Below are 15,728 nucleotides of genomic sequence, written 5' to 3'. Positions count from 1 at the left end.
AGGTGCCGGGCCACGGTGAACAGCCAGGCGCGGGTGGCACCGTGCGTCCCGTCAAGGACCCTGGGGGAGCGCCACGCGCGCAGCAGCGTCTCCTGGACGACGTCCTCGGCCCGGGACCGGTCCCCGGTCAGCCGCAGCGTGAAGGACCACAGCGCCGGCGCGTGCTCGTCGTTCAGGGCGCGCATCAGGTCGACCTGGCTGGCGGCCACGACACCTCCTTCCCCCCAGACAACGAGTGGGGACACCGACCGGTTCAGCGGGGTTCAGTCCCCGAGGTGAACCCACCGCGACCGGCAGCCGTCGTGCAGGCAACACCCTCGACGAGGGTCACCCATCGGGAGGTTCTCATGGCAGTCCTTCGCCGCACCGGAATCGCCGGGCCGGAACAACCAGGAGCGGCCCCCGTCGTTTGCTCGAGGCAGGCCAGGTCGGCAGCCTCCCCAACGATGCGCATCTGTTCGCCGTCGCGCCCGGCGGGCTGCCTACGACACGCCAGGCACTTCGGGGCTCGCCAAGCGGCACGGGCGCCGCGACGTCGGTGCTTTGGCCTCTGACGCGGGAACGTCGCAGAAACAGGGCTCTTGTGACTCATCCGTGGGCGGTTCTTCCTGGCAATGAGGGTCGGTAACCTCCCAGAGCGAGCATCGCGAGGGCGATCAGGGCTTCGGGTGACTTGAAGCCGAAGGCGATCCGGGTGATGAGTCGGATCTTGGTGTTGGTCGACTCGACGAGGGCATTCGACATGTTGTGCTCCAGGGCCGCGTCGATCGCCGCGCGGTGTTTGGTGATCTTGCGGGCGAGGTCAACGAACGACGGGATCCGGCAGCGCCGGGCCCAGCTCAGCCAACGGTCAAGGGCGTCCACCCGGCTGGAGCGGTAGACCAGGCCGAGGACCGACCCGGCCACCGCCACCAGCAGGCCGTTCAGGGGACCGAAGGCCAGCACTCCCACGGCGGCCACGACGGCGGCCACGATGTCGTTGCGCCGGACCTTGGCGTAGCGGCGCAGCGCGGGGAAGTCCATGAGCTTCCAGACCGCGTTGACGACGATCGCGCTCAGCACCGCCTTGGGCAGGCCGGACAGGACCGGGGCGATCCCGACGATCACGACGAGGGCGAACCCGGCCGCGACGAGCCCGGCCATCTGGGTACGGCCGCGGGCGTTGTTGACGGCCGCCGTCTTGGACAGGCTCCCGGCCACCCCGATCCCGCCGAGCAGCCCGGAGCCGATGTTGGCGAGGCCGCAGGCGACCAGCTCCTGGTCGGAGTCGATGCGGTAGCCGCCCCGGGTGGCGAAGAGCCGAGCCGCGCTGAGCCCCTCCGCCAGCCCCACGAGGGCCAGGGCCGCGCCGGCACCGATCAGAGCGGCCAGGTCCGAGGCGTCGACCGAGGGCAGACCCGGCGTCGGCAGCCCCCTCGGCACCGGCCCGACGACCGCCACGCCCCTGGCCCGCAGGTCCAGCGCCGCCGAGGCGGCCAGCCCGCCGATCAGCACCACGAGTCCCCACGGCCACCCTGGGGCCAGCCACTGGCCGCCGAACAGGATCAGCAGCGCGACCGCGGCGACGACCATCGTCGCCAGGTCGGCGTCGCCCCGGGTGAGGCTCGTGCCCAGGGCGATCACCCGCTGCACGACCTGGCCCCGTGGCGTCGAAACGCCGAGCAGGTTGGGCACCTCGCCCAGGATGACCAGGATGGTCAGGCCCAGGACGAAGCCGGTGACGATGGGTTTGGACAGGAACTCCGCTATCCAGCCGACCCCGAGGAAGCCGGCGGCCAGCAGGATCAGGCCGGAGCCCAGGGCCAGGGCGGCCGTGTAGGACGCCGCGTGCGCCGTCCCCGCGACCCCGAAGCTGGCCAGGAACGACCCGGACAGCACGGACACCGTCGACACCGGCCCCACGACCAGCTGGCCGGACGAGCCGAAGATGGCACACGCGACCAGGGCCACCGGTACGGCGTAGAGGCCGACCTGGACAGGGGCGCCGGCGATCGAGGCGTAGCCGAGGGCCTGCGGCACCGCGAGCGCGGCCACCACCGCGCCCGCGACGACGTCCCCGCGCAGCCAGCCGCGCTGGTACCGGGGCAGCCAGTTCGCCGCCGGGACCCGGCGCCAGCGACGCGGCGCGCAGCGCTGAGGTCATCGCTCACGCGAGGCCACCCCTGGTCCGCACTCGGGCCGCCAGGCTATCGACAGCGGACGTCTACGGGGTGGCGGCTCGGTCCCCCGCCACGGCGTGCACGAGCCCCAGCAGGCCGCGCAGAAACACCGAGTTGAGCGGCTCGACGGCGCGGAGCGCGGTCACGGGCGGGCTCTGCTCGACCAGCTGGAGCACCCGGGCCAGGGCGTGCGGACCGGCGCCGTCCAGGGCGTCGACGAGCAGGTCGCCGAGCTTGCCCCGCTCCACCGCCATGGCGACCATCCGGTCGAAGGTGTTCTCGGGGGTGAAGACCCGGCGTTCGCGGGGTGCCATCGAGTGGGCGTCGTAACGGCAGACCTCGTCGCAGACCCCGCAGCCCAGGCACCGTTGCGGGTCGACGATGGCCCAGTACTTACGGCGTCCTTTGCCTTGGTTGTCGACCATCGTGATGGCCTTCGCGGGGCAGGCGCGGAAGCACTTCTTGCAGCCGCGGCAGTGGGTGTGGTCGACCTCAGCGATCCAGTTGGACGAGACGATCGCCCCGGTGATGCCGTGCCGGCGGATCGACTGCATCATGCCGCAGCAGCAGCCGCAGCAGTTGCACAGGTAGCTGATGCCCTGCTGCACGTTGTCGGCGGTCTGGGCCAGGCCGGCGGCCTTGCACTCGGCGAGGATGCGCAGCCCCTCGTCGTTCGTGATCCGCTCGGCGATGCCCGCCCGCACCAGCGCGTCAGCCGACCCGCCGAACGTCAGGCAAGTCCGCAGTGGCGCCCCACATCCCCGGCCCATGAGCTGCGCGTGCTCGCGGCAGGGACACAGCGAAACGGCGATGGACGTCGCTTCACTCACGATGTGGGTGGCCCGCTCCCAGTCGAGCACCTCGACCTGCGGATCGGCGGGCAGAGCCTCCTCGCGGACCAGCGAGCGACCGATCTGGGTGCTGCCGCGGAAGACGGAGTGCGCCAGGGCGCCGTCGTCGTACAGGTAGTGGTCGAACAGCTCGGCCAGCTCAGCCATCGGGGCGTCCTCACGGACCCGCATGAAGGTGAACTCGAAGAAGCCGATGACCACGGGTGCCAGGGCGACATAGCGGTGCCCGCGGTGCTCCAGGTCGACGACGAGCCCCTTCCTCGCCATCGCGTCGACCACGGGCTCGAGCTCGGCGACCGGGCGCCCGACCCGGCGGGCGATCGTGTCGAGCGCCCCGAGGGTCGGCATCAGCACCGCCAGGTCGGCCTCCTCCTGGGTGAAGAGGAGACGGAGGATCCGCTGGAACACCAGCGAGTCCGGCGCCCCGGTCGGCATCCGGTCCAGGCGCTGCTGGAGACGGTGGTAGGCGGTGTCCGGATCCGCGAGCGTGTGCGCCATGACCGACCTCCCGGGACGACCTGGTCTTGACCCCAGCCCAGCGGAGCCGCACCCGCGTCGTCCAGGGCCGCAGGACCCGCCGTTTAGGCGGCGGCGCGCTCGACCCGGTCCCGGATGCCGCGCAGCATCCGCTGGCTCATCACGAAGCTGACCAGCTCGACCGGCTCCACGAGCAGCGGGGCCCACCACCGGCTGTACCCGTAGCTCTCGCGCACCAGCAGCCTGGTCGACCCAGGCGGGGCGTCGCGCAGCACGAACGCCCAGGTGAAGTCGTAGGGCGGCGCCGCCTCACCCATCGGGACGCCGCCGCGCAGCACGATCGCGCGACCGGGTTCCAGGTGGGCGACCAGCAGGGTGATGTCGGGGTGCAGCCTGACCTGTGATCCGACCTGTACGTGCTGCCACTCGGGGACGATCCGGTCCGCGCTGTGCATGTCGCAGCCCACCAGGTTCTCCAGCGCGTCGTAGCTGTACAGCCCGCCCCGGCCCTGGCCCAGTTGGGCCAGCCACGGCCAGACCCGGTCGGCGGTGGCGTCGATGGAGATGGCCCGGGTCGCCACCAGGTCCGGGTGGGCGATCAGCTCGTCGCCGGGCAGCACCGCGGCGAGCTCGTCGTCCGTCGCACCCCAGCGCAACGACCGTGACCGCGCGAGTGCCGCCCCGGCTGCCGCTGCGAGGATTGCTGACCATGCGAGGGTCGCTCGGTGCACCGTCATGGCACCTCCTTCGACGACGTCAGGGGGACAGGTCGCGCCGCCGCCAGCCGACGAACCCGAACACGGTCAGCGCCGCCGCCACCGCGGTCAGCGCCAGGAGCGGACCGACGCCGTCGGAGGTCACCGGCAGCCTCGGCGAGTGGACGAACGGTGACAGGTCCATGAGCCACTGGGGGGCGTTCCACAGCGTGCCGAACTCCCCGATCACCACGAACGCGACGAACAGGCCCCACACGGCGCCGCTGAGGCGGGGCGCCCAGCCGAACACCGCCAGCGCCAGGCCGACCATCACCCAGGCGGCCGGCACCCGGGCGAGGGCGGCGATGAGGATCTGCCCGGTGTGGCCCACACTGCCGATGTCCAACGCGTAGCCGGCACCGATGCCCAGGCCGCAGACCAGCAGCAGCAGGGCCACGCCACCCACCGCCACCGCGAAGTGGCTGGTGGCCCAGCGGACCCGGGTCGTGGCCGTCGCGAGCAGCATCTCGGTGTGCCCCGCGGTCTCCTCCGACCTCAGGTGGCTCATCGCGACGATGCCGTAGGCCGCGACGATGGTGCCGAAGATCCCCAGCTCGGTGGCGATGAACGCGTCGATGAGCCCCTGCTCGCCGCCCAGCGCCTCGACGAACCGCCGCATCGCCTCGGAGGACAGCATCCCGGTGACGCTGCTGGACACCGACCCCAGCACCAGTCCGAAGCCCAGGAAGGCGATGCCCCAGGCCAGCAGCACCCCACGCTGGAGCCGGACGGCCAGGTCCGACACCCCGTCCAGCGTCCCCTCCGCCGCTCCGGCGCGGTCGGCCAGCAGCGCGCCGCCCAGGTCGCGCCGGGCGCGCAGGGCGAACGCCGCGGTGACGAGCACGGCGCACAGGGCGAGGGTCAAGACGAGCACCCACCAGCGGTTGCCCGCGAACGCCCGCACCTGCTGGGTCCAGCCGATGGGTGACAGCCAGCTCAGGACGGAGGGCGCACCCTCGGTCATGTCACCGATCGCGCGCAGGGCGTAGGCCACCGCGATCGCGGTGATGCCGAGCCCGGTGGCCGTCCGGGCGCTGCTGGTGACCTGCGCCGTCACCGCGGCCACCGCGGTGAACGCCAGACCCGAGGCCACCCAGCCCAGGCCGAAGGCGAACGACCCGGCGACGGGCAGGCCGCCAGCGACCAGGGCGACCGTGGTGAGCAGCCCGACCAGCAGGCTGCCGCCGAAGGCGACCATGAGCGCGGCGGTCAGTGGCGCGTCCCGGCCCACGACTGCCGCGCCCAGCAGCTCCAGCCGGTTCGACTCCTCCTCGGCCCTGGTGTGCCGCACCGTGATGACCACCATGAGCACGCCGACCATCGCGGCGCCGAACGCGGTCATCTTGAACAGTGCGAGCGCGCCGAGCGACGTGGGGTCGTAGATGCGTCCGTACAGGGCGACGAGGGCCGGCGTCGCGTTGACCACGTTGGCGGCCTCGACGCGTCCCGCCTCGTTCGGGTACAGGTCGGCCGTGGCCGAGGCCGAGAACCCGGCCATGGCGGCGAACCCGAGGGCCCAGGCGGGCAGCAGCCAGCGGTCCCGGCGTATCGCCAGCCGCAGCAGCGGGCCGGTGCCGGCGAGCGCGCTAGCCATCGCCGGCTGGCCTCGACGCGGCGGTGCCGTAGTGCCGTAGGAACAGCTCCTCCAGTGTCGGTGGCTGGCTGGTCAGGGACAGCAGGCCGGCGGCGCCGAGCGCCTGCATCAGCGGGGGGAGCCCGCGCGGCTCCACCTGCGCGCTGACCCGGTGGTTCTCCACGACCAGGTCATGGACGCCGGGCAGCTGCTCCAGCCCCTCCGGAACGGTGGTCACGTCGGCCGTGACCGACGTCCGGGTGAGATGGCGCAGCTGCTCGAGCCGGCCGGTCTCCACGACCTGCCCGTCCCGGATGATGCTCACCCGGTCGGACAGGGCCTCCGCCTCGCTCAGGATGTGGCTGCTCAGCAGCACGGTCCGGCCCTCGTCGCGCAGCTCGCGCACGCAGGTGCGAAAGTCGGCCTCCTTCACCGGGTCCAGGCCCGCGGTGGGCTCGTCGAACAGGTACAGCTCGGCGTCCGTGGCGAGGGCGGCGATGAGGGCGACCTTCTGCCGGTTGCCCCGGGAGTAGGCGCGCGACTTCTTGGTCGGGTCCAGGTCGAACAGCTCCAGATAGCGGTTGCGCCGGGCCACGTTGTGACCGCCCTGCAGCCGGCTGAGCAGGTCGATCACCTCGCCCCCGGTGAGGTTCGGCCACAGCGCCACGTCACCGGGGACGTAGGCCAGCCGTCGGTGCAGCCTCGCGATGTCCCGCCAGGGGTCACCGTCGAGCAGCCGCACCGAGCCGGCGTCGATGCGCAGCAGTCCAAGCAGCACCCGCAGGGTGGTGGTCTTGCCGGCGCCGTTCGGGCCCAGGAAGCCGTGGACCTCGCCCCGGGCCACCTGCAGGTCCAGGCCGTCCAGCGCCCTGGTGCGGCCGAACGACTTCACCAGGGCGCGGGCGTCGACGACCAGGTCGGACGACGAGTCGATGCTGGTCACGGCTGTCACGCTATTCCTGGAAACGGCACCGTGAACGGGTCCATCGGCACGGGTCGGTGGTGCGAGGAGGGTGCGATGAGCGTCCGGGTCGAGCGCAACGGCGCGGTGGTCACGGTGGTCCTGGACCGGCCGCAGGTGCGCAATGCCGTGGACCGTGCCACGGCGCAGGCACTGACCGAGGCGTTCGCGGCGTTCGACGCCGACGACAGCGCCGCGGTGGCCGTGCTGTGGGGCGCGGGCGGCACGTTTTGCGCGGGCGCGGACCTGCAGGCCATCGCCCGGGGCGAGCCGAACCGGCTCGAGCCGCACGGCGACGGCCCGATGGGGCCGACCCGGATGCTGCTGGGCAAGCCGGTGATCGCGGCGGTGTCCGGCCACGCCGTCGCCGGGGGTCTCGAGCTGGCCCTGTGGTGCGACCTGCGAGTGGTGGAGTCCGACGCGGTGCTGGGCGTGTTCAGCCGCCGGTTCGGAGTCCCGCTCATCGACGGCGGGACCGTGCGGCTGCCACGGGTCGTGGGCCTCGGGCGGGCCCTCGACCTGATCCTGACCGGGCGCCCGGTGGGGGCCGAGGAGGCGCTGCGGATCGGCCTGGCCGACCGGGTCGTGGCGCCCGGCTCGGCGCGTACGGCGGCCGAGGAGCTGGCCGCGTCGCTGGTGGCGCTGCCGCAGGCGGCGCTGCGTGCCGACCGGATGTCGGCGCTCAGCGGGTCCGGGCTGGCGTTGGACGCCGCGCTGGCCGCCGAGTTCAGCCGCGGACTACCGTCGCTGCGCGAGGGGGTCACCGGCGCCGCCCGGTTCGCGGACGGCGAGGGCCGGCACGGGGCGCCGACCGGTTGACCGGCGTCCAGTGGATCGGCGTCCCGCGTGGTGGGGCGTCGATGGCAGCGACCTCGACCTCGGCCGCACCCGGCGGACCGTGCCGACCCACCTGCGTAAGGCGGTGGCCGCTCGGGACCGCTCCTGCGTCGACCCCGGCTGCCGCCGTCCGGCCACCTGGGGCGACGCCCACCACATCGTTCCGTGGGCGCGCGGCGGACCGACCAACCTGGCCGATCTTGCACGTTCTTGGTACAACCCCTTTGTGGGGTCGAACCGACAACGGGGACGCCGTCAGCTCTTGAGGTGACCCCTGCGGGCGCGAGTCGCTGGGCCAGAGATGTCCAACCTCACCGACATCCACACAACCTCCCGGTGCCGGCTGCCGCAACGCACACCGAAACGCGAACGACAGAGGCGCCGCCTGGAGACCGCCGGCGCCGGCAGGCGCTGCTGGTCGACAGCCGCGGCTACGGTGAACCGGCGCGGTCCCCGAGGTGAGGAGTACGTCATGGGTGTCCTGGACGGTCGCCGAGCTCTGGTCACGGGGGGCTCGCGGGGCATCGGCAGGGCGGTCGTCGAGCGGCTGGCCTGGGACGGAGCCGCGGTTGTCTTCAGCTTCCGTGGCAACGCGTCGGCGGCCGCCGAGGTTGAGCGCGTCGTAGTCGGGGCCGGCGGCTCAGTGCACAGCCGCCAAGCCGAGCTGGGCGATGTGACGGGTGTGCGCGCCCTGTTCTCCGAGGCCGAGCGCGTGCTCGGCGGACTGGACATTGTCGTGTTGTCCGCCGGGGTCGCGGACGGCGACCTGATCGCACAGGAGACCGAGGAGGTCTACGACCGCGTGATGGCGGTCAACGCCAAGTCCACGTTCTTCGCTCTTCAGGAGTCGGCCCGGCGGCTGAGCGACGGAGGTCGGATCGTCACCCTGTCATCGGTCAACACCGTTCTCGCCGAGCCCGGCGCCGCGGTCTACTCCGCGAGCAAGGCCGCGATCGAGCAGTTCAGCATCATCGCGTCCAAGGAGCTCGGCCCGCGCGGGATCGCGGTCAATGTCGTGTCTCCCGGCGCCACCGACACCGACATGCTGCGCGAGGAGAATTCAGCAGCCGACGTGGCCGCGATGGCGGCCATGTCTCCGCTCGGGCGCCTCGGCGAGCCCGCCGACGTGGCGGACGTGATCGCCTTCCTGGTCGGGCCGGACGGCGGCTGGATGACTGGGCAGAACCTGCGTGCCAGCGGCGGTCTCGCCTGAGCGGTCGTAACGCAGGCGCGGGGACTCGTGCCGAATCCGTCGGTGGACTGGCTCCCCAGGGCAGCACAAGAACCAGCAGCCGGAGAGAACCAGCAGCCGGAGCTGTCCGGGAGGGTGGCTCGCCTTGGGCGGCGGTGAGGCACGCAACGGGACCCGCACACACTCAGCGCGTTGGGTCGACCGCAGCCTTGGGATTGGGTCATGGCAAGGTCAGGCCCCGTCGTGGTGGGCGGGGTCTGACTGGTGAACCTGCTGGCTCCACCAGGTTGTGGCAGAGCCCGTTCGCTTCTACGGGAACATCTTGTTCAGTGCGGCTTCCACTCCTGTTCCGACCGCACCCGTGCCACCGAAGATCATGTACTGCTGGATGGGCTTGTTGGCCTTCGCCGTCAGGTAGGTGGAGGCTTCAGGCGACAGGGCGGTCGGGTTGGTCAGTAGCAACGGGCCGCCGAGCGCCCCCAGTTCCGCCCCGCCCGCGAGCGCGTCGGGGAAGGTGACGCCGCTGGCCACACCCGCGTACGTCGGGAAGGTGGCGTCTTGGGTGTCAACAAACTCAGCGGCCAGCTTGGCCGCCGTGTCGTAGCGGTTCGTCCCGACAATCGAGGCGCCGTAGTAGCCCTGCGCGGCCTTAGCCGCCGGGCCCCCGACAGCCACGATGGCGCTGTCCGCCTTCCGCACGGTCAAGTAATCCGCGACCGCCTTCGGCAGCAGCGGGCCGGCGGTGAGCACGACCGCACCGCCGAACGTTCCGGCATACGCACCCGCGGCCAACGCGTCCGGGAAGTCGGTGCCGGTGGTCACGACCACCAACCCGATGTCAGTCCCGGTTCCAGTGGGCGTGCCGACGATCTCCTGGGCAACCTTCAGGGCGGTATCGAAGCGGTCCGTCCCGGCGAACCGTTGGGTCACGTAGCCCGCCTGGGTCACCCCGGTGGCCACGGCCGCCGACAGGGCCCCTTCACCGCCCATCAGGTACACGGTGGCGCCAGGCGCGAGGACCCGCTGGATCTCAGTGAGCACCCGCGGATCCAACGAGCCAGGCGGGGTCAGCAGCAGCGGCCCTGCCTTCGCGACAGCCAACGGGACCCCGGCGAGCGCATCGGGGAAGCTGTCCGAGCGGGCCAGCACGACGGACTGCGCCGCGCCCTGGGCCGCACCCACGTTCGGGACATAGTCCTGCGAGATCTTGATCGCGGTGTCGATCCGGTCGACCCCACCCAACCGCAACACCGGCGGAGTCGCCGCCGCCGACGCTGGGAGCGCCAAGGCGGTCAGCAGGACCGCCACCGCGCCGAGAGGGACCAAGCCCGCGGCGCGACGTGTCAACGTCCTGATCTTCATGTCAACCCCCTATTGACGAATGTTCACCCCCTTCTTCAACGTCCTCGCCTCGTGGGGGTTGACGTAAGTGCTGAAGGTCATCAGCCTGAGCAACCCGGTCCCCCTGCGTCATGGCCCTCGTGCCAGTACTGGCCACGAGACAGCGCATAGTGCCGCTAGTGGGCTGGGAGTAACTCGGGCAGGGAACCTGTGCCTGTTGTGCCGGCAACGCCACCGGGTCGTGCACTGCTTCGACCTGCGGATCATCCGCAGCGCGGACAACGGCTGCTGGCAGGTCGAGCATGCCGATGGCAGTGTGCTGCGAGGGCCACCGGACCGGTGGCGCGCTACCCGCGCGGCGCGCACCCCGGCCGTGTGAGACCGGTGGCTGGCGCCGGGTCAGCCGCCGGCGACGGCCGGGATGACCGAGACGGTGCTGCCGTCGCCGATCGACGTGGCCAGCCCGTCGGCGAACCGGACGTCGTCGTCGTTGACGTAGACGTTGACGAAGCGGCGCAGCGCGCCCGCGTCGTCCACCACCCGGGCCCGGATGCCGGGGAAGCGGGCGTCGAGGTCGGACAGCACCCCGGTCAGGGTGTCTCCCTCGGCCTCGACGACCGAGGCGCCCCCGGTGTACGTGCGCAGGATGGTGGGGATGCGAACAGAGACGGCCATCAGTCCTCCAGCCCGGTGGCGGCGAACGCCGCGTACGACGGGTCGATCGTCACCGTGGGCTGGGCGACCGGGGCGACGGCGTCCAGGGTCTTCAGCCCGTCACCGGTGTTGAGCAGCACGGTCTCGGCGTCGGAGTCGATGAGGCCCTGCGCGAGCAGCTTGACGTAGGTGGCCACCACGACCCCGCCGGCGGTCTCGGCGAACAGCCCCTCGGTGCGGGCGAGCAGCCGGATGCCCTCGACGATCTCGTCGTCGCTGACGTCACCGATGGCGCCGCCGGTGCGCCGGACGACGTCCAGGGCGTAGAGGCCGTCCGCGGGATTCCCGATCGCCAGCGACTTCGCGATCGTGTCCGGCCGGACCGGGCGGACGAAGTCCTGCCCGGCCTGGAACGCCGCCGAGACCGGCGAGCACCCGGTGGCCTGCGCGCCGAACACCTGGTAGGGCGTCGGTTTGATCAGCCCGGTGGCGGCCAGCTCGCGGAAGGCCTTGTCCACCTTGGTGAGCAGCGACCCGGAGGCCACCGGGGACACGATGGCGTCCGGGGTGCGCCAGCCGAGCTGCTCGGCCACCTCGTAGCCGACGGTCTTGGAGCCCTCGGCGTAGTACGGCCGCAGGTTCACGTTGACGAAGCCCCAGTCCTGCTCCGCGGCCACCTCCGAACACAGCCGGTTGACGTCGTCGTAGCTGCCGTCGACGGCCACCAGCGTGCCGCCGTACACCGCGGTCGTCACGATCTTGCCGGCCTCGAGGTCGGACGGCACGAACACCACCGAGCGCAGGCCGCGCCGCGCGGCGGCGGCGGCCACCGCGTTGGCCAGGTTGCCGGTCGAGGCGCACGCGACCGTCTGGTAGCCGAGCCGCTCGGCGGCCTCGAGGGCCACGGCCACCACCCGGTCCTTGAACGAGTGGGTCGGGTTGGCCGAGTCGTCCTTGACCCACAGCCGCCGCACGCCGAGCTCGCGGGCCAGCCGGTCGGCGCGGACCAGGGGCGTCCAGCCGGGCTGCAGCCCGCCGCGGTCGGTGATCTCGGGGACGACCGGCAGCAGCGGGGCGTATCGCCACATCGACTGGGGGCCGGACTCGATGGTCTCCCGACGCAGCGCCGGCAGCTCGTAGCCCACCTCGAGCGGCCCGAAGCACTCGGCGCACACGTAGCCGGCGGTCAGCGGCTGGCGCTGGCCGCACTCGCGGCACACCAGCGCGGTGGCGTTGCCGACGGCGGGCGCGTCAGCAGGACTGGGGGTGACAGCCGGTGCGGTAGCACGCGGCGAAGAAGCGATCAGCGACATCGCGAAAGGCCTTTCTCATCTTTCCCACGCTGCTGCGTGGGCCGGAGTTGGCACCTGCCCCCGATAGGCCTTGCGACGGTCTCGGGGGGGTTGCCGGGGCTTCATCGGGCCGTACCCTCTGCCCCTCTGGATGAGGACGTATGTAGTTGTGTGCGCGAGAGTAATCCACCCGTCCGCTCCTTGGCGAGGTTTGTCCGCATGCTGAGACGTGGGACCGGGCCGGAATGGAATCGGCTGGCGGCGAGGTTGCGCGCTCGTGGGCCACGGAGTCGTCGTGCTGCTCGCCGTGCTGGCCGCGGCGAGCGCCTTCGGTCTGTGGCGCCGGCGCACCGACGGCCGGCTCCGTGCGGTCGAGGCCGGTCCCCCCGCTGAGGCCGCCGCGACCGTTGCCACCACCCCGGACGACGGCAGCGGCGCATCGCTCGCCGGCTTCCTGCGGGCCGGTGGGCCGGACGCCGCCCTGGGTGAGCGGGCCACCCTGGTGCAGTTCTCCTCGGCCTTCTGCCAGCCGTGCCGGGCCGCGCGGGCCGTGCTGGCCGACGTCGCCCGGGCCGTGCCCGGTGTCGTGCACGTCGAGGTGGACGCGGAGTCGCACCTGGACCTGGTCCGGCGGCTGGGCGTGCGGCGCACCCCGACCGTGCTGGTGCTCGACCGGGCCGGGCGTGAGCTCGGCCGCGCGGTGGGCGTGCCCCGCCGGAGCTCGGTGCTTGCGGCCCTGACCGAGCTCGCATGATCGCTTCGGTTCGCCGCGTGCGCTGCGCGCTGACCCGGCGCCGGGCGGTCGACCTGCTCCGGACCGCTGCCGCGCTCCGTCCGGACTGCTGAGGCAGCCGGGCGCTGCGGCGCCGCGTGCGCGCCGCAGTGATCCGCGCATCCCCTGGAGCAACGACAACCCCACCACACCACGCCTGGAGCGCCCCGTGTCCGTCCCCCCGTCCACGTCCTCTCGCCGCGTCCCCGCCAACCGTCCGCTCGACCCGCGCGGCCCCCGGCTGGGCGCCGCGCTCACCACCGTCGTCCTCGCGGCGGTCCTGCTCGCCGGCCGGTCACCGGTCGGCGTGGTCCTGCTCGCCGCGCAGACCGCGGTGTTCGCCCTCGGCGCGGTCCGCGGGCCGGCGGCCACGCCGTACGGCTGGGTCTTCCGCCGGTTCGTGCGGCCTCGCCTCGCGCCACCCGCCGAGCTGGAGGACCCCCGACCGCCCCGGTTCGCGCAGTCCGTCGGCCTCGCCTTCGCGGCCATCGGGTTGGTCGCGCTGCTCGGCGACGCCACCGTGGTCGCGCTGCTGGCGCTCGGCGCGGCGCTGGCCGCGGCCTTCCTCAACGCGGCGTTCGGGCTGTGCCTGGGCTGCGAGCTGTACCTCCTCACGCGCCGGGCGACGGCGCGGGCCAGCTGAGGCCTAGCCTGCGGGTATGCGCTGCGTCGTCGTGGGGGCCGGGGCGTGGGGGCTGCCGGCCGCCGCCGAGCTGGCCGGCCGCGGCCACGACGTCACCCTGGTGGACCGCTACGGCGTCGCGCACCGGCTGGCGTCGTCCCCCGGACCGACCCGGTTGTGGCGGGTGACCCACCCCGACGCGGTCCGGGTGCGGCTGGCCCGGCGCAGCGTCGAGGCCATGCAGCGGCTGGCCAGCCGCTCCGGGCAGACCGTCTTCCTGCGCCGCGGGCTGCTGTGGCGCGACGACGCGTCGCTGGCCGCGGTGGCCACGGCGCTGGCCGCCGAGGGGGTCGAGCACGAGGTGGTGCCGGCCGCCGCGGTGGGACGGCTGCCCCTCGGGCTGCGCCCGGACGGGCGCGACGCCGTCTGGCAGCCGGACGCCGGGCCGGTGCTGGCCGCCGCCTCGATGGCGGCTCAGGCCGCGTTGTTCGACGCGGCCGGCGGGGTGCTCGAGGTCGGCCCGGTGGTGCGCGAGGTCCGGACCACCGCGGACGGCGTGCGGCTGCACCGCGCCGACGGCCAGGTCATGGACGCCGACGTCGTCGTGCTCGCGCCCGGTCCCGGGGCCCAGCCGTTGCTGGCCAGCGTCGGGGTCGACCTTCCGCTGAGGCCGCACCTGGAGCAGGTGGTGCACTTCGGGCGGCCCGGCGGCTCCGGTGCCACCGACGACCTGCCTTGCCTGTTCGACGGCCCGCGCGGCGACGAGCCCGGCCTCTACGCGATGCCCACGCCGGGCGTGGGCTACAAGGTCGGCCTGGACCGGCCGCTGCGGGACTGGGCCGAGGCCGACGACGACCGCACCCCCGACCCCGCGCTCGTGGCCGCGACCACCGAGCGGGTGCGCCGGGACGTCACCGGCGTCCCGGCGGTGCCGCTCGACGCGCAGGTGTGCAGCTGGACCGACTCGCCCGACGGGCGGTTCGTCATCGACACCCTCCCCGGGGGCGTCGTCGTGGCCTGCGGCGACTCCGGGGAGGGGTTCAAGTTCTCCGCGCTCATGGGCCTGCTGCTCGCCGACCTGGCCGAGGGGCGCACGCCGGACGCCGACGTCGCGACCTTCTCGATGGCCCGGTTCGAGCGCGGCCTGCCGGTGCCCGGCCCGCACGTGCTCGGCCGGTAGTGCCCTGCCCCGGACGGCCCGGTCAGGCCGGGTGCTCCACCAGGCAGAACTCGTTGCCCTCGGGGTCGGCCAGCACCACCCAGCGCCCGGCCTCGTCGTGCCGGGCCAGCACCGTCGCGCCCAGCGCGGTGACCCGGGCCACCTCGGCGTCCAGGTCGGGGGTGTGCAGGTCGGGGTGGAAGCGGTTCTTGGCCGTCTTCGGCTCCGGCACCGGCAGGAACAACCAGGTCGGCTCGCTGTCCGTCGCGTCGATGACCGCGGCCTCGGGCAGCGCGCGCCCGGCCCGGGCCGGGCGGCCCAGGACGGCGGCCCAGAACGCGCCCCGCCGTTGCGGGTCGGCCGCGTCGAAGGTCAGTGCCCCAAGGAACAGCATCCGCGGACTCTGCCGAGCGGTCCGCGCCGCCGGACGCTGCCGGGACCAACGGCCCTGTCTCCCCGCTCCGGTCGGGGTGACGCTCACCCAGGACCCGCAGATTGTTGAAGGAGGAACCATCGTGGCCAGTCGACCGCGTGCCGTCGTCGTGGGCGGCGGTGTCAGCGGGCTGGCCACGGCCCACTTCCTGCGGCGCGCAGCCGGCCCGGACCTCGAGCTGACCCTGCTGGAGGCCGGCGACCGGCTCGGCGGCAAGGTGCTCACCCAGCCGATCGCCGGGCACCCGGTGGACACCGGCCCGGACGCGCTGCTGGTCCGGGTGCCGGCCATGAAGGCGCTGCTCGAGGCGCTCGACCTCGACTCGGCGATCGTGGCCCCCGGGGCCGGCGGCGCCTACGTGTGGTCGCGCGGCCGGCTGCGCCGGCTGCCGCCGAGTACCCTGTTCGGCGTCCCGCAGCGGCCGTGGCCGCTGGTGCGCTCCGGGCTGCTCTCGCCGGTCGGCCTGGCCCGCGCCGGGCTCGACCTGGTGCTGCCCCGCCGTCCGGTGGGCGCGGACCCCTCGGTCGGCGAGCTGATCCGTCCCCGGCTGGGGTCGCAGGTGTTCGACCGGCTGGTCGACCCGTTGCTCGGTGGCGTGCACGCCGGCCCGGCCGACCTGCTGAGCGCGCGCAGCGCGGTCCCCGAGGTCG

General features: G+C 73.3%; 15 protein-coding genes, 2 pseudogenes and 1 riboswitch. Of the genes and pseudogenes, 6 read left to right on the top strand and 11 right to left on the bottom strand.

Annotation, left to right across the window (positions count from 1 at the left end; translation table 11 throughout):
- The 7 genes and pseudogenes from VIM19_19785 to VIM19_19755 all read right to left on the bottom strand — a co-directional run.
- On the bottom strand, window positions 1–185 hold a 185-nt coding region (locus VIM19_19785), incomplete at its 3' end, for a sigma factor (GenBank protein HEY5187083.1).
- 403 nt (window positions 186–588) lie between these two features.
- Window positions 589–858, bottom strand: a pseudogene (locus VIM19_19780) (transposase).
- Window positions 859–969: 111 nt separating this feature from the next.
- Window positions 970–2,064: pseudogene (locus tag VIM19_19775) on the bottom strand (SulP family inorganic anion transporter).
- Window positions 2,065–2,203: 139 nt separating this feature from the next.
- The gene (locus VIM19_19770) at window positions 2,204–3,508 is read right to left on the bottom strand and encodes a 4Fe-4S dicluster domain-containing protein (protein HEY5187082.1); all 1,305 of its coding nucleotides are present in this window, start codon (window positions 3,506–3,508) and stop codon (window positions 2,204–2,206) included.
- 83 nt (window positions 3,509–3,591) lie between these two features.
- Window positions 3,592–4,224: an SRPBCC family protein gene (locus tag VIM19_19765; GenBank protein HEY5187081.1), complete on the bottom strand. Its 633-nt coding sequence runs from the start codon at window positions 4,222–4,224 to the stop codon at window positions 3,592–3,594.
- Window positions 4,225–4,243: 19 nt separating this feature from the next.
- The gene (locus VIM19_19760) at window positions 4,244–5,836 is read right to left on the bottom strand and encodes an ABC transporter permease (protein ID HEY5187080.1); all 1,593 of its coding nucleotides are present in this window, start codon (window positions 5,834–5,836) and stop codon (window positions 4,244–4,246) included.
- Window positions 5,829–6,758 carry an ABC transporter ATP-binding protein gene (locus VIM19_19755; GenBank protein ID HEY5187079.1) on the bottom strand — a complete coding sequence of 310 codons (930 nt, stop codon included), beginning with the start codon at window positions 6,756–6,758 and terminating at the stop codon, window positions 5,829–5,831. Before VIM19_19755 ends, VIM19_19760 begins: the two co-directional genes overlap by 8 nt.
- 75 nt (window positions 6,759–6,833) lie before the next feature.
- Here VIM19_19755 and VIM19_19750 point away from each other — a divergent pair, with 75 nt between their 5' ends.
- Both VIM19_19750 and VIM19_19745 read left to right on the top strand, forming a co-directional pair.
- On the top strand, window positions 6,834–7,595 hold the full coding sequence (locus VIM19_19750; GenBank protein ID HEY5187078.1) for a crotonase/enoyl-CoA hydratase family protein: 762 nt from the start codon (window positions 6,834–6,836) through the stop codon (window positions 7,593–7,595).
- Between the two features lie 490 nt (window positions 7,596–8,085).
- Window positions 8,086–8,826: an SDR family oxidoreductase gene (locus VIM19_19745; GenBank protein HEY5187077.1), complete on the top strand. Its 741-nt coding sequence runs from the start codon at window positions 8,086–8,088 to the stop codon at window positions 8,824–8,826.
- Between the two features lie 288 nt (window positions 8,827–9,114).
- Here the strand turns inward: VIM19_19745 and VIM19_19740 are convergent, their stop codons facing one another.
- The 3 genes from VIM19_19740 to thrC form a co-directional block, all read right to left on the bottom strand.
- Window positions 9,115–10,167: a cell wall-binding repeat-containing protein gene (locus VIM19_19740; protein ID HEY5187076.1), complete on the bottom strand. Its 1,053-nt coding sequence runs from the start codon at window positions 10,165–10,167 to the stop codon at window positions 9,115–9,117.
- A 378-nt stretch (window positions 10,168–10,545) separates the two neighbouring features.
- Window positions 10,546–10,821 carry a MoaD/ThiS family protein gene (locus tag VIM19_19735; GenBank protein HEY5187075.1) on the bottom strand — a complete coding sequence of 92 codons (276 nt, stop codon included), beginning with the start codon at window positions 10,819–10,821 and terminating at the stop codon, window positions 10,546–10,548.
- Window positions 10,821–12,113 (bottom strand): threonine synthase, encoded by a 1,293-nt coding sequence (gene thrC, locus VIM19_19730; GenBank protein HEY5187074.1) that lies wholly within the window; start codon window positions 12,111–12,113, stop codon window positions 10,821–10,823. Before thrC ends, VIM19_19735 begins: the two co-directional genes overlap by 1 nt.
- A gap of 12 nt (window positions 12,114–12,125) precedes the next feature.
- A riboswitch (SAM riboswitch) is annotated at window positions 12,126–12,250 on the bottom strand.
- Between the two features lie 119 nt (window positions 12,251–12,369).
- On the opposite strand from thrC, the gene VIM19_19725 reads away from it, so the two are divergent.
- The 3 genes from VIM19_19725 (at window position 12,370) to VIM19_19715 (ending at window position 14,666) form a co-directional block, all read left to right on the top strand.
- Window positions 12,370–12,846 (top strand): thioredoxin family protein, encoded by a 477-nt coding sequence (locus VIM19_19725; protein ID HEY5187073.1) that lies wholly within the window; start codon window positions 12,370–12,372, stop codon window positions 12,844–12,846.
- A 187-nt stretch (window positions 12,847–13,033) separates the two neighbouring features.
- Window positions 13,034–13,507: a DUF4395 domain-containing protein gene (locus tag VIM19_19720; GenBank protein HEY5187072.1), complete on the top strand. Its 474-nt coding sequence runs from the start codon at window positions 13,034–13,036 to the stop codon at window positions 13,505–13,507.
- 16 nt (window positions 13,508–13,523) lie between these two features.
- Complete coding sequence (locus VIM19_19715) at window positions 13,524–14,666, top strand: FAD-dependent oxidoreductase (GenBank protein HEY5187071.1); 1,143 nt, start codon at window positions 13,524–13,526, stop codon at window positions 14,664–14,666.
- A gap of 22 nt (window positions 14,667–14,688) precedes the next feature.
- Here the strand turns inward: VIM19_19715 and VIM19_19710 are convergent, their stop codons facing one another.
- On the bottom strand, window positions 14,689–15,039 hold the full coding sequence (locus VIM19_19710; protein HEY5187070.1) for a VOC family protein: 351 nt from the start codon (window positions 15,037–15,039) through the stop codon (window positions 14,689–14,691).
- Between the two features lie 121 nt (window positions 15,040–15,160).
- Here VIM19_19710 and hemG point away from each other — a divergent pair.
- The coding region (hemG, locus tag VIM19_19705; protein ID HEY5187069.1) for a protoporphyrinogen oxidase at window positions 15,161–15,728 on the top strand (568 nt) is incomplete at its 3' end.

Source organism: Actinomycetes bacterium (assembly GCA_036510875.1).
Taxonomy (GTDB): domain Bacteria; phylum Actinomycetota; class Actinomycetes; order Prado026; family Prado026; genus DATCDE01.
Note: the sequence above shows the minus strand (reverse complement) of the source record. Positions and strands in the feature narration are given on the sequence as shown.

Excerpts from the sequence above, each read along its gene's own strand:
- VIM19_19770 (HEY5187082.1), bottom strand. The coding sequence starts at position 3,508 with ATGGCGCACACGCTCGCGGATCCGGACACCGCCTACCACCGTCTCCAG.
- VIM19_19765 (HEY5187081.1), bottom strand. The coding sequence starts at position 4,224 with ATGACGGTGCACCGAGCGACCCTCGCATGGTCAGCAATCCTCGCAGCG.
- VIM19_19760 (HEY5187080.1), bottom strand. The coding sequence starts at position 5,836 with ATGGCTAGCGCGCTCGCCGGCACCGGCCCGCTGCTGCGGCTGGCGATA.
- VIM19_19750 (HEY5187078.1), top strand. The coding sequence starts at position 6,834 with ATGAGCGTCCGGGTCGAGCGCAACGGCGCGGTGGTCACGGTGGTCCTG.
- VIM19_19745 (HEY5187077.1), top strand. The coding sequence starts at position 8,086 with ATGGGTGTCCTGGACGGTCGCCGAGCTCTGGTCACGGGGGGCTCGCGG.
- VIM19_19740 (HEY5187076.1), bottom strand. The coding sequence starts at position 10,167 with ATGAAGATCAGGACGTTGACACGTCGCGCCGCGGGCTTGGTCCCTCTC.
- VIM19_19735 (HEY5187075.1), bottom strand. The coding sequence starts at position 10,821 with ATGGCCGTCTCTGTTCGCATCCCCACCATCCTGCGCACGTACACCGGG.
- thrC (HEY5187074.1), bottom strand. The coding sequence starts at position 12,113 with ATGTCGCTGATCGCTTCTTCGCCGCGTGCTACCGCACCGGCTGTCACC.
- VIM19_19715 (HEY5187071.1), top strand. The coding sequence starts at position 13,524 with ATGCGCTGCGTCGTCGTGGGGGCCGGGGCGTGGGGGCTGCCGGCCGCC.
- VIM19_19710 (HEY5187070.1), bottom strand. The coding sequence starts at position 15,039 with ATGCTGTTCCTTGGGGCACTGACCTTCGACGCGGCCGACCCGCAACGG.